We start from the raw sequence: 13,267 nt of genomic DNA, 5'->3' as shown, positions 1-13,267 counted from the left end.
CTGGGCTGATTTATCGATTGTTTTGCCCCGCAGACTGCGCGCGCTTCGACGCGTCAGGCACCAGACGATAAAAAGTTTCGCCCGGCCTGGTCATGCTGAGTTCATTACGCGCACGCTCTTCGAGCGCCTCCTGGCCGCCATTGAGATCGTCAATTTCGGCAAAAAGCTGATCGTTTCGCGCTTTAAGTTTCGCGTTTGTAGCTTGCTGTGCCGCCACATCATCATTGACGCGGGTATAGTCATGTATACCGTTCTTACCGAACCACAGCGAATACTGTAGCCAGACCAGAATAGCCAGCAACAGCAGCGTTAGTTTACCCATCCTGCCCCCTGAAAAACGGCATCCTCATCCCATGCATCCGAAGACGACTCTACATCCTCTGTTGGGGATACCGCGACAACGCGGGCAAATGTACCACATTTGTCCACTGTTACGTATACCCAGGGCGCGCAGAACATAATCTCATTATTGGTTACGGTTTGAATTATGGACAGAATGAACAGGAAAGAACAGATTAGCCCAACAACCACATAAACAGTGCACCAAACATAATGCCAACGGTGATAAAAGTGAAAACAATACTGTAGCGTAATTTCCCGTCCATCAAGGAATGCAGCGCAATACCTACCACCACCGCAACAGGCATCAGCGCCAGAAAGAAAGGCCAGGTGTAGATAAAGAAAAACAGCGTGTTAGAGCCATAAATCAACATCGGAATCGCCAGTGCACACAGCCAGGACACAAAACCGACCACGGCCCCAGGTAGCGACCATGTGGTTTCTTCGTCCTCGGTAAGGCTAGCACTATTTGTTAGTGTAATGTTATGGCTATTACGCATATCTGATCCTGTTACTTTGACGAACCGGGCATGAAAACCCGATGGTGTCTCAGGATCTGATAATATCGTTCTGTCTCAGTAGATCTAATAATTGCTGAACCAAATTTGTTACTAATTGTTCACCATTGAGATGAATTTCTGCCGATTCAGGCGCTTCGTAAACGGAATCTATTCCGGTAAAGTTACGCAGTTCACCAGCGCGTGCTTTTTTATATAAGCCTTTTGGATCGCGAGACTCACAAATCGCCAGCGGCGTATCGACAAACACTTCGATAAACCGCCCTTCTCCTACACGTTCGCGAACCATCTGCCGTTCGGCGCGGTGTGGTGAGATAAATGCCGTCAGCACCACCAGTCCGGCTTCGACCATTAAATTCGCCACCTCACCGACCCGACGGATATTTTCTTTGCGATCGGCATCGCTAAAACCGAGATCGCTGCATAAACCGTGGCGGACATTGTCGCCATCCAGCAAATACGTACTGACGCCGAGTTTATGCAATGCTTCTTCCAGCGCGCCCGCGACGGTTGATTTACCGGACCCGGAGAGGCCGGTAAACCACAGTACAACACCACGATGGCCGTGGTGTTGTTCACGCTGTTGCGGAGTTACTGGGTGGCTATGCCAGACGACGTTTTCGTCATGCAGCGCCATCATTTACCTCCCAGTAAATCGCGCGCGCCCCAGTGCGGGAAGTGGCGGCGTACTAACGCATTCAGTTCCAGCTCGAACGCGCTAAATTCCGACGGCGCAACGGCGGCCTCGTTTTTCGGCTCATGCACCATACCGGCACCAACAGTCACGTTGCTCAGGCGATCGATAAAAATCAGCCCACCCGTCACCGGATTTTGTTGATAACGATCTAACACCAGCGGCTCGTCAAAGGTGAGATCCACGAGGCCTATCCCATTCAGCGGCAGGTTTTCAACTTCGCGTTGGGTAAGGTTATTAATATCAACCTGATAACGAATGCCATCAACACGAGCACGCGTCTTCTTACCGGCAATTTTGATGTCATAACTCTGGCCTGGGGAAAGCGACTGTTCCGCCATCCATACCACATCAACTGACGCGCTCTGCACCGCCGGTAACGCTTCGTCTGCCGCCAGCAGCAGATCGCCACGGCTGATATCGATCTCGTCCGTCAGCACCAGGGTGATCGCTTCTCCGGCAAAGGCTTCTTCGCGATCGCCATCAAAAGTGACGATCCGCGCGATGCTTGACTCCACACCAGAGGGCAGCACTTTGACACGTTGCCCGACTTGCACGCTGCCGGAAGCCAGCGTTCCGGCGTAGCCACGAAAATCGAGATTCGGGCGGTTAACGTACTGCACCGGGAAGCGCATTGGCTGGGCATCCACCACTCGCTGGATCTCCACGGTTTCCAGCACTTCGAGTAATGTTGGGCCGCTGTACCACGGCATTCTTTCACTTTGCGAAGCTACATTGTCGCCTTCCAGCGCAGAGAGCGGCACAAAGCGAATATCCAGATTGCCCGGCAATTGTTCGGCAAAAGTCAGGTAGTCTTCACGAATGCGGGTGAATGTCTCTTCACTGTAATCCACCAGATCCATTTTGTTGATCGCTACGACCAGATGTTTGATCCCCAACAGCGTGGAGATAAAACTGTGACGACGGGTTTGATCGAGCACGCCTTTACGGGCGTCGATCAATAAGATCGCCAGCTCACACGTTGACGCGCCAGTCGCCATATTGCGGGTGTACTGCTCGTGCCCAGGGGTATCGGCGATAATAAATTTACGCTTCTCGGTGGAGAAATAGCGATAAGCCACATCGATTGTGATGCCCTGTTCGCGTTCCGCTTGCAGGCCATCCACCAGCAACGCCAAATCCAGTTTTTCGCCCTGGGTGCCGTGTCGTTTGCTGTCGTTATGCAGCGATGAGAGCTGATCTTCGTAGATTTGGCGGGTATCGTGCAGCAGGCGACCAATCAGGGTACTTTTGCCGTCATCGACGCTACCGCAGGTCAGAAAACGCAGCAGGCTTTTATGTTGTTGCGCAATCATCCAGGCTTCGACGCCGCCTTCATTGGCGATTTGTTGTGCAAGTGCGGTGTTCATCTTAAAAATACCCCTGACGTTTTTTCAGCTCCATAGAGCCTGCCTGGTCGCGGTCAATCACGCGCCCCTGACGCTCACTGGTGGTGGAGACCAGCATCTCTTCGATGATCTCCGGCAGCGTTTGTGCATTTGACTCCACCGCACCGGTCAGCGGCCAGCAGCCCAGCGTGCGGAAGCGAACCATCCGTTTTTTAATCACTTCACCCGGTTGCAGGTCGATACGGTCGTCATCAATCATCATCAACATACCGTCGCGTTCCAGAACCGGACGTTCCGCAGCGAGATACAGCGGAACAATGTCGATATTTTCCAGCCAGATGTATTGCCAGATATCCTGCTCGGTCCAGTTAGAGAGCGGGAAGACGCGGATACTTTCGCCTTTGTTGATCTGCCCGTTATAGTTGTGCCACAACTCCGGACGCTGGTTTTTCGGATCCCAGCGATGAAATCGGTCACGGAAAGAGTAGATTCGTTCTTTGGCGCGGGACTTCTCTTCATCGCGACGTGCGCCACCGAAAGCGGCATCAAAACCGTATTTATTCAGTGCCTGTTTCAAACCTTCGGTTTTCATAATGTCGGTATGTTTCGCGCTGCCGTGCACGAATGGATTAATCCCCATCGCCACGCCTTCCGGGTTTTTATGCACCAGCAGCTCGCAGCCGTAAGCTTTCGCCGTACGATCGCGGAACTCATACATCTCGCGGAATTTCCAGCCGGTATCGACATGCAGCAGCGGGAACGGCAGCGTACCTGGATAAAACGCCTTGCGCGCCAGATGCAGCATGACGCTGGAATCTTTACCGATAGAGTAGAGCATCACCGGATTTGAGAATTCTGCCGCCACCTCGCGAATGATGTGGATGCTTTCCGCCTCCAGTTGCCGCAGGTGGGTAAGTCGTTTTTGATCCATAACCGTTCCTTTGCAATACCGCTATTTTCTTGCCATCAGATGTTTCGACTATAGGGAGCGCAGGAGAACGAATGAAATTACCAATTGGAATGAGTAGTTCCTTAACGGAATAACGCTTTGGCAAAGCAAATATCAAAAAGTGCTTAAGCTACCGAATTTCGGGCGTTTAGGAAGATTTGAAATTGTTTTAGCGCAGCGGCAGTTTCATACTATGGCGGTAAAAATTTTGCATGGTATTTAAGGACTCACTATGTTTTCCGCATTGCGCCACCGTACCGCTGCCCTGGCGCTCGGCGTATGCTTTATTCTCCCCGTTCACGCCTCATCACCTAAACCTGGTGATTTTGCCAATACACAGGCGCGACATATTGCCACTTTCTTTCCGGGACGAATGACCGGAACACCCGCAGAAATGTTATCTGCCGATTATATTCGGCAACAGTTTCAGCAAATGGGTTACCGCAGTGATATTCGAACATTTAATAGCCGATATATTTATACCGCACGCGATAACCGTAAAAACTGGCACAACGTGACGGGAAGTACGGTGATTGCCGCTCATGAAGGCAAAGCGCCGCAGCAGATCATCATTATGGCGCATCTGGATACCTATGCCCCGCAGAGCGACGCAGATGCAGATGCCAATCTCGGCGGGCTGACGTTACAAGGAATGGATGATAATGCCGCAGGTTTAGGTGTCATGCTGGAGCTGGCTGAACGCCTGAAAGATATTCCGACTGAGTATGGGATTCGTTTTATTGCCACCAGTGGTGAAGAGGAAGGGAAATTAGGCGCTGAGAATTTACTCAAGCGCATGAGTGATACCGAAAAGAAAAATACTTTATTGGTGATTAACCTCGATAATCTGATTGTTGGCGATAAGCTGTATTTCAACAGTGGCGTAAAAACACCTGAAGCAGTAAGGAAATTAACGCGCGACCGGGCGCTGGCAATTGCCCGCAGTCATGGAATTGCCGCCACCACAAATCCAGGTTTGAATAAAAACTATCCGAAAGGCACCGGGTGTTGTAATGACGCAGAAATATTCGACAAAGCGGGCATTGCTGTACTTTCGGTGGAAGCGACAAACTGGAATCTTGGGAATAAGGATGGTTATCAGCAACGAGCAAAAACAGCCGCATTCCCTGCAGGAAATAGCTGGCATGACGTAAGACTGGATAATCAACAGCATATAGATAAGGCACTTCCTGGAAGAATAGAACGCCGCTGCCGTGATGTTATGCGGATAATGCTACCGTTGGTGAAGGAGCTGGCGAAGGCGTCTTGATGGGGTTGAAAATGGGGGTTGGGAGTTCTACCGCAGGGGCGGGGGAACTCTTCAGCGCGGTGCGCAAACTATGCGCGGAGCGCGGTTTATCCCCGCTGACGCGGGGAACACGCTTTTCCCCACGCGTCCAGATCTTCGACTGGCGGTTTATCCCCGCTGACGCGGGGAACACGGCGATATTGCCTACCGCAACAAAGAAAACACGGGTTTATCCCCGCTGGCGCGGGGAACACAACCCTAAAAATGATTTGCTGGATTCAGTTGCCGGTTTATCCCCGCTGGCGCGGGGAACACCACGACGGGCAGGCAATCACCGGCATGACCCACGGTTTATCCCCGCTGACGCGGGGAACACTGACGCCCGGAACTTGGCATTCCTCGTTGTTTCGGTTTATCCCCGCTGACGCGGGGAACACCCCACCAGGCCGCCCATTGAATTAGCGAGGCGCGGTTTATCCCCGCTGACGCGGGGAACACCCTCACCCCGACGCTACTAACCGGGTCTTTCCCGGTTTATCCCCGCTGACGCGGGGAACACGCAGCAATACTACTCACAGTGTCTGCAAATCCACGGTTTATCCCCGCTGGCGCGGGGAACACTAAAGGCGCGCATCTTGAAACAGGCGCGGAATCGGTTTATCCCCGCTGGCGCGGGGAACACTCATCAGCCAGAATATTTTCTGCGTGAAGCTGCGGTTTATCCCCGCTGGCGCGGGGAACACTTGAGCTGACGTCAACGTGACCGAGTTTTTTTCGGTTTATCCCCGCTGGCGCGGGGAACACTTTATTTATGCCCTGGCGGGCAGGGATAACCACAGTTTATCCCCGCTGGCGCGGGGAACACCGTTTCGGCTGATTTGTTCGCCGCGTCGGTGCCAGTTTATCCCCGCTGGCGCGGGGAACACCCAGATTGGTTGCCAGTTCGTTCAGTCGATAGCAGTTTATCCCCGCTGGCGCGGGGAACACCACTGCCAAACCATTCGTCACCCGGAGAGTCGTCCCAGACGGGTGCCAGAATCAGCAATTCAGGAGGGGAACGCTCGTCTTTTCCATCACGCTTTAACTGACCATTAATATCGCGAATATGCCGCTGTAATCGCCCCGCTCGCTGAATCAGCAAATCAACAGGGGCCAGGTCGGAGATCATTTCGTCCAGGTCGCAATCGACACTCTGCTCTAATACCTGGGTACAGATGAGTACTTTTCCGGCGCGTTGTGAGCAGCCCTCTTTACCAAAGCGCGCGAGCGTTTCCGTTTCAATTCGCTGGCGATCGCTAAAAGCAAAGCGGCTATGAAAAAGTGAAAGGCTGGAAGCAGGAATGACGCCACTGGCAAGTAACTGACGATAAACCTTAATAGCGTCATCGACAGAATTCCGGATCCAGGCGATGCATTTCCCCTGACTTACCGCCGATTCGATACGCGCAATACACTCTTGTTCACTATGGAGCCAACCCACGCTCACGCTACGTTCAACGTCTTTGCGCGTCGCTACCCGGTGCGAATGCACATCCGTTTGCGTGACATGCGTCAGCCAGGGGTAATCATCTTTTTCCAGCAATGGAGCTTCTTGCTGGCCCTCTGTGCCACGCGAAAAGGCAGCGACGAGTTTGTCGCGCTGCTGTTGAGATAACGTGGCAGAAAGCAAAATAACGCTGTTTCCGCCACGCGCCTGTCGCTCGATCAGACCTTCAAGAATGCACGACATGTAAGCGTCACAGGCGTGGATCTCATCAGCAAGCAGGATTTTGTAACTTAACCCCAGAAGCCGCAGACTATTATGCTTGAAAGGCATCACTGCCATCATCGCCTGATCCAGCGTGCCGACGCCAATTTCAGCCAGTAGCGCCTTCTTGTTACTGTCGGCAAACCAAGCCGCACATCCCTGACTGAACGTTTGTTCATCCGGTTCTTCTGACCCGACTAAATCACCGGACCAGAGTGATTCATTAAAGCGGTCCAAAAATGCGCGGGCACTGTGTGCCAGCACCAGGCTGGGGCGAGATTCTGGCGAATAGAAAGCAAGCCAGGTTTTGACCAGCCGATCGTACATGGCATTGGCCGTGGCCATTGTTGGCAGGCCAAAAAACAGCCCCTGAGCTTTACCCGCAGCCATCAACCTGTGCGCCAGGATAAGCGCCGCTTCCGTTTTACCTGCACCAGTTACATCTTCCAGAATAAATAACTGCGGTCCAGGCTGGCTGATATCCAGATCCAGTACCTTTTGCTGTAACGGTGTCGGGTGCTCAATAAAAGGAAACAGCGTATTAATTCCGGTGAAAGGTGCAGTTTCTGCTTTTGGAGGAAAGACGGTTAAGGCGTTTTGAGCCTGAACTAAAGTTTTCTGCCAGTAATCTTCAATATCCATAGCACGTGCGACGCGTGGAAAAAACCGCGTTGACGAACCCGTCCAGTCTGCGAGTACGACGGTTGCAGAGATATACCAGGAAAGGTGTTTTATAAGTTCAACACCCTCGTCATCACCCCAGAATGTAGGGATCTCTATAAGGGGAAACAGTGGTTTGATTGCAAGGAGAAAATCTCGCGCGGCAGCTTTGTCTTCAGGAAGAAAATTATCCAGTTCATCAATGCGGTCAGGTGGGCGACCATGATGCCCCGTAGTCATGGGCATCCACATCGCTATTACATGTGTAAGTTTGCGTGAAGAGAGTGAAGATGAAGGAAGCAACTCCTGGCATCCACTTAAATAATGATTCCACAACCAGTAGCCCAGCGTTGAATGAGAGATCTTTTCGTAATTCTTTCTGGCGCCTTCCGGAACCTTGAGTTTCGGGTGCAGGTAAAGTTGCTGAAAAGAGCGGGCAAATTTTCCGGTATCGTGCCAGCACAGCAACCAGGCGAAAAATTGTGCCGCCTGTTCCCTATCTGAAATACCTAATTGACGAAAATAGTCAGCCAGCCCGAAGCAATTGCTTTTGACCATTAAATAGCCCATCGCGGCTACATCGAGCGAATGCCAGCAAAGAAGATGATAGTCGTCGCCACCGTCTTTCTCGCCACGTCGGTTTTTTCCCCAGAAATCAAAGAAAGTCACAATGTTTTTATCCTTCAGTGAAACTTAAAGGATATTTACGCATATATTAAAAATTATCTGTGACATATATCGTTCAATAAAATATTTACATTGTGAATAATTAAATGATTTTCATCCGTAATATATATGAATAATAAATACAGGCATAATATTCACATAAACAATATAAATTAAAAAAGGGTGCAGGAGACCAAACCATCACAATTCAATACGCGGGGTTTTACCCCCGCGTGGTGGCTACTTCTTCGATTCGTAAGCGAGAACTGCCTTAAACTCCATACCACGTTCTCTGATGCTCAACTCACACAACGAGTCGCCTACCATCAGCGTGAATCCCAGTACTGTACAACACAGTACGATGATTGCCACAAGGGCATATTTTGTCAGCATGTCTTGCCTCCCTGCAAAGAAGAGACTAACATTCGAATTGTTTGGGTTCGAACGTAAGCCTCAGGTTGATAGAAATATCGCCTGGGGCTTTTGTCCATCTGGAACCTCGCGAATGCTTAACGCCAGACAGCCTCAAGCACCCAACGCCATTCTATACCTGTTAATTCTTCCAGCGGCGTTCACGTTTAAAATCAGGAATGCTGCTCGCAAAATAAAAACGCCCCCATCATTTCTGACAGAGGCGTTTAATTTATCCGGCAATATTTACCCTTCGTGTAACCCACATTCTCTTTTTAAGCCAAAGAAACGCGTTTCTTCTTCCGCCATGCCGGGTTCCCATTTACGGGTTGTATGGGTATCTCCCACCGATAAATATCCTTCGTCCCATAATGGGTGATATTTCAGGCCATGTTTTTGCAGGTACTGATAAATAGTTCGGTTATCCCAGTCGATAATCGGTAGCACTTTAAATACGCCACGCTGAATTGCCAGCACCGGTAAATTGGCGCGGCTGCCGGATTGTTCACGGCGCAGGCCAGCAAACCACGTTTGCGCATTCAGTTCTTTCAGCGCCCGGTTCATCGGTTCGACTTTGTTGATGTCATTGTATTTTTCAATGCCTTCAACGCCCTGCTCCCACAGTTTGCCGTAGCGTGCTTCCTGCCAGGCGGCGCTTTCGGTAGCACGGTACACTTTCAGGTTGAGCTTGAGTTTGTCCGTTAACTCGTCAATAAAGCGGTAAGTTTCCGGGAACAAGTAACCCGTATCAGTGAGGATCACCGGAATATCCGGGCGAATCTGGTTCACCAGATGCAGGCTCACCGCCGCCTGAATGCCAAAGCTGGAAGAAAGCACATATTCACCGGGCAGATTATCCAGCGCCCAGGCAACGCGGCCTTCAGCGTCCAGTTTTTCCAGTTCGGCGTTAGTTTGGGCCAGCGCCAGAATCCGGTCTACCTTTGGCAGTTCGTTCAGGGTGTTTAGATCGAGTTTGGACATAAGTTCCTCACTGTTTGCCTTGCCTGATGCGACGCTGTCGCGTCTTATCAGGCCTACAAGACCGGGCAGAAGCGGCAATTCATGTTAATCCCACAAATCCCGCGCCGGGTCGAGCACCGGGCGAATGATGCCCGCACGCACCGTAAAGTCGCCGAAGCCTTCACCCGCTTCACGCTCTTTCGCCCAGCGCCCTATCAGTTCATCAAGCGACGCCAGGATTTCCGGCTCGGTGATGTTTTCTTTATACATCCGTGGGATACGTGTCCCCATGCGGTTGCCGCCAAGATGCAGGTTGTAGCGACCCGGCGCTTTACCCACCAGACCCACTTCCGCCAGCATCGCGCGACCACAACCGTTCGGGCAGCCTGTTACACGCATTACAATATGCTCATCGCTGACACCATGTTTCGCCATTAAATTGTCGATGTTGTCGATAAAAGACGGCAGGAAACGCTCCGCTTCCGCCATCGCCAGCGGGCAAGTCGGGAATGACACGCAGGCCATTGAGTTTTCACGCTGCGGCGTGACGGCATTCATTAACCCGCTCTCTTTGGCGATCTTCTCGATCTTCGCTTTCTCGCTTTCCGGTACACCCGCGATGATCAAATTCTGGTTCGCCGTAATGCGGAAATCGCCTTTGTGGATCTTCGCGATCTCCAGCAGGCCGGTTTTCAGCGGACGCCCCGGATAATCAAGGATGCGACCATTTTCGATAAACAGCGTCAGGTGCCAGTTATCATCAATGCCCTTAACCCAGCCAATACGATCTCCGCGTCCGGTGAACTCATACGGACGGATCGGTTCAAATTTGATCCCCGCGCGACGCTCCACTTCCGCTTTAAACGTCTCAACCCCCACGCGCTCCAGCGTGTATTTGGTTTTGGCATTTTTACGATCGGTTCGGTTACCCCAGTCACGCTGAGTTGTCACGACGGCTTCCGCCACCGCCAGCGTATGCTCCAGCGGCAGATAGCCAAACTCGCTCGCCGTGCGGGCGTAGGTTTTCTTGTTGCCGTGTTCGATGGAAAGCCCACCGCCCACCAGCAAGTTAAAGCCTAACAGCTTGCCGTTTTCGGCGATCGCCACGAAGTTCATGTCGTTGGCGTGCAGATCAATATCGTTCTGCGGCGGGATCACTACCGTGGTTTTGAATTTACGCGGCAGATAGGTCTGGCCGAGGATCGGTTCTTCATCAGTGGTAGCGACTTTTTCCTGATCGAGCCAGATCTCCGCGTAAGCGCGAGTACGCGGCAGCAGATGTTCAGAAATTTTCTTCGCCCATTCATACGCTTCCGCATGCAGTTGCGACTCGAACGGGTTCGAGGTGCACAGCACGTTACGGTTCATGTCGTTGGCGGTGGCTAACGCATCCAGACCGACCGAGTGCAGCATCTGGTGCGCAGGTTTGACGTTCTTTTTCAGAATACCGTGGAACTGGAACGTCTGACGGTTGGTCAGACGGATGCTACCGTAAATGGTGTTTTCCACCGCAAATTTGTCGATCGCCTGCCACTGTTTGGTGGTAATAACGCCTCCCGGCAAGCGACAGCGGAGCATCATGGCGTGGCGCGGCTCCAGCTTCTGTTCAGCACGTTCGGCGCGGATATCGCGGTCATCCTGCTGATACATGCCGTGGAAGCGGATCAGCAGGAAGTTATCGCCCTTAAACCCACCGGTCAGGCCGTCATTTAAATCTTCAGCAATCGTGCCGCGCAGATAGTTGCTTTCAAGCTTCATGCGCTCGGCGTCTGCCAGTTTACCTTCGACCACTAAAGGCCCTGGATGTTTTTCGCTCATTAGTAGACATCTCGCTGATAACGGCGCTCTACGCGCAGCTCACTTAAAAATTCATCCGCCGCTTCGGTGTCCATGCCACCAAATTCGGCAATCACTTCCAGAAGTGCCTGTTCAACGTCTTTCGCCATGCGATTAGCGTCGCCGCAGACATAAATGTGGGCACCGTCATTGATCCAGCGCCACAGTTCTGCGCCCTGTTCGCGCAGTTTGTCTTGTACGTAAATTTTTTCTTTTTGATCGCGCGACCAGGCAAGATCGATACGTGTCAGCACGCCCTCTTTGACGTAGCGCTGCCACTCCACCTGGTAGAGGAAATCTTCCGTAAAGTGCGGGTTGCCAAAGAACAGCCAGTTTTTACCCGGCGCTTCGTCGGCAGCACGTTGCTGCATAAAGGCGCGGAACGGCGCAATACCGGTACCTGGGCCAATCATAATCACCGGGGTTTCCGGGTTAGCGGGCAGGCGGAAGTTGTCGTTATGTTCGATAAAGACGCGGACTTCGCCCTCTTCTTCCACGCGGTCCGCGAGGAAGCTGGAGGCACCACCGGCACGGGCGCGGCCTTCCACGTCGTAACGCACCACGCCAACGGTGACGTGTACCTCGTTCTCGACTTCCGCCTGCGAGGAGGCGATGGAATACAGGCGCGGGGTCAGCGGGCGCAGAAGATTAATCAGCGCTTCGGCATCCAGCTGTGCCGGAGAGAAACGCACCATGTCGACAATCGGCGTGGTCGCGGCGTAATGCTGCAACTTCGCTTTATCGCCCACCAGCGGCAGCAGCGTTTCGCTGCGCGTTAAGGTAGCGTAGTTCTCAACGATATTGGCGGTGTTGACGGTCAGTTCGAAGTGCCACTGTAGCGCCTCGTTCAACGGCAGGGTTTTGCCCTCAACGGTGACAGGTTCATCGCCTTTCAGCCACAGCAGTTCGACAAGTTCTTTCACCAGTGCCGGATCGTTCTGATACCAGACGCCCAGCGCGTCACCCGGCTGGTAACGCAGGCCCGAGTCACCTAAGTCAATTTCGATATGGCGAACGTCTTTTTCAGAGTTACGTCCGGTAATTTTCTGGTTAACCAAAAGGCTCGCCACCAGCGGCGCGTCTTTGCTGTACGGGCTGGTGTGGATTTCATTTACCGCGCCAGTAGCGACGGATTGTGAAGGTGCTGCGACAGGCGCGCGCGATTTAAGCGCATCAACCACGCGGGCGCGCCACTCGCTGGCAGCGGCCTGGTATTCAACGTCGGCATCGACACGGTCGAGCAGGCGTTCACCGCCAAGTTCCGCCAGCTTGCTGTCGAAATCTTTCCCGGACTGGCAGAAAAATTCATAAGAGCTATCGCCGAGGCTAAACACGGCAAATGCGGTGTTTTCCAGCTTCGGCGCTTTTTTGGAGAACAGAAACTTATGCAGCGCGACGGCTTCTTCCGGCGGTTCCCCTTCTCCTTGCGTTGACGTCACTACGATGAGCAGTTTTTCGCTGGCGATTTGTTTGAATTTATAGTCGCCCGCGTTCACCAGCTTAACGTTCAGTTTTACCGCTAATAAGTCATCGCGTAACGCTTCGGCGACCCGACGCGCATTGCCGGTTTGCGAAGCGGAGATAATAGTAATACCCGGCATTTCTGCGGCGGGCGCTGGCGTCGCTGCAAGCGTAGCAGGCTGCTGATTGAGCACGCCCCAGAAATAGCCAGAAACCCAGGCAAGCTGGGTGGGCGTTAAATCGGTAGTGGCCGCCTGAAGGCGTGCCAGTTGCTCCGGGTTCAACGGAAGCAACGCGGAAGGTGGGACCTGTGTCGTCATGCGTCGTTATGTTCCAGTAAGCAAAGCTGTTTATCGGCCCTGTCAGCGCCCATAAAACAGAAGAGAAGGTAAGGTTAACGGCGCGAAGGGGGTGGATTAAAGACGGGA

At 52.5% G+C, this 13,267-nt stretch carries 10 protein-coding genes, 1 pseudogene and 1 CRISPR repeat array; of the genes and pseudogenes, 1 reads left to right on the top strand and 10 read right to left on the bottom strand.

The annotated features are described in order from the left end of the window. Positions 1-10: 10 nt before the first annotated feature. From ftsB to cysD, 5 genes are all read right to left on the bottom strand, one after another. Entirely contained in the window at positions 11-322 is a 312-nt protein-coding gene (gene ftsB, locus D9597_RS02340; protein ID WP_000517476.1) for a cell division protein FtsB, read from the bottom strand. Between the two features lie 193 nt (positions 323-515). Then, positions 516-839, bottom strand: a complete 324-nt coding sequence (locus D9597_RS02335) for a DUF3561 family protein (protein ID WP_130221529.1) — start codon at positions 837-839, stop codon at positions 516-518. A gap of 49 nt (positions 840-888) precedes the next feature. After that, positions 889-1,494, bottom strand: a complete 606-nt coding sequence (gene cysC, locus D9597_RS02330) for an adenylyl-sulfate kinase (RefSeq protein ID WP_130221586.1) — start codon at positions 1,492-1,494, stop codon at positions 889-891. Then, positions 1,494-2,921: a sulfate adenylyltransferase subunit CysN gene (cysN, locus tag D9597_RS02325; protein ID WP_130221528.1), complete on the bottom strand. Its 1,428-nt coding sequence runs from the start codon at positions 2,919-2,921 to the stop codon at positions 1,494-1,496. The genes cysC and cysN overlap by 1 nt, the downstream gene beginning before the upstream one ends. A gap of 1 nt (position 2,922) precedes the next feature. Further along, positions 2,923-3,831 carry a sulfate adenylyltransferase subunit CysD gene (cysD, locus tag D9597_RS02320; protein ID WP_130214490.1) on the bottom strand — a complete coding sequence of 303 codons (909 nt, stop codon included), beginning with the start codon at positions 3,829-3,831 and terminating at the stop codon, positions 2,923-2,925. Between the two features lie 250 nt (positions 3,832-4,081). Here cysD and iap point away from each other — a divergent pair, with 250 nt between their 5' ends. Further along, positions 4,082-5,119, top strand: a complete 1,038-nt coding sequence (gene iap, locus D9597_RS02315) for an alkaline phosphatase isozyme conversion aminopeptidase (RefSeq protein ID WP_130214491.1) — start codon at positions 4,082-4,084, stop codon at positions 5,117-5,119. An 82-nt stretch (positions 5,120-5,201) separates the two neighbouring features. Then, a CRISPR array of direct repeats spans positions 5,202-6,085; the repeat unit is 27 nt; unit sequence GTTTATCCCCGCTGGCGCGGGGAACAC. Position 6,086: 1 nt separating this feature from the next. On the opposite strand, the pseudogene cas3 reads toward iap, so the two are convergent. From cas3 to cysJ, 5 genes and pseudogenes are all read right to left on the bottom strand, one after another. After that, a pseudogene (gene cas3 / locus D9597_RS02310) lies at positions 6,087-8,217 on the bottom strand (CRISPR-associated helicase Cas3'); the annotation flags it as partial. Between the two features lie 194 nt (positions 8,218-8,411). After that, positions 8,412-8,564 (bottom strand): Hok/Gef family protein, encoded by a 153-nt coding sequence (locus tag D9597_RS02305; protein ID WP_000956458.1) that lies wholly within the window; start codon positions 8,562-8,564, stop codon positions 8,412-8,414. 264 nt (positions 8,565-8,828) lie between these two features. Then, entirely contained in the window at positions 8,829-9,563 is a 735-nt protein-coding gene (gene cysH / locus D9597_RS02295) for a phosphoadenosine phosphosulfate reductase (protein ID WP_032222508.1), read from the bottom strand. A gap of 84 nt (positions 9,564-9,647) precedes the next feature. Next, positions 9,648-11,360, bottom strand: coding sequence for an assimilatory sulfite reductase (NADPH) hemoprotein subunit (cysI, locus tag D9597_RS02285; protein WP_130221527.1), 1,713 nt, complete (start codon positions 11,358-11,360; stop codon positions 9,648-9,650). Further along, a complete protein-coding gene (cysJ, locus tag D9597_RS02280; RefSeq protein WP_130221526.1) occupies positions 11,360-13,159 on the bottom strand; it encodes an NADPH-dependent assimilatory sulfite reductase flavoprotein subunit in 1,800 nt (599 codons plus the stop codon). The genes cysI and cysJ overlap by 1 nt, the downstream gene beginning before the upstream one ends. Positions 13,160-13,267 lie beyond the last annotated feature (108 nt).

Source organism: Escherichia sp. E13S3 (assembly GCF_004212325.1).
Taxonomy (GTDB): domain Bacteria; phylum Pseudomonadota; class Gammaproteobacteria; order Enterobacterales; family Enterobacteriaceae; genus Escherichia.
Note: the sequence above shows the minus strand (reverse complement) of the source record. Positions and strands in the feature narration are given on the sequence as shown.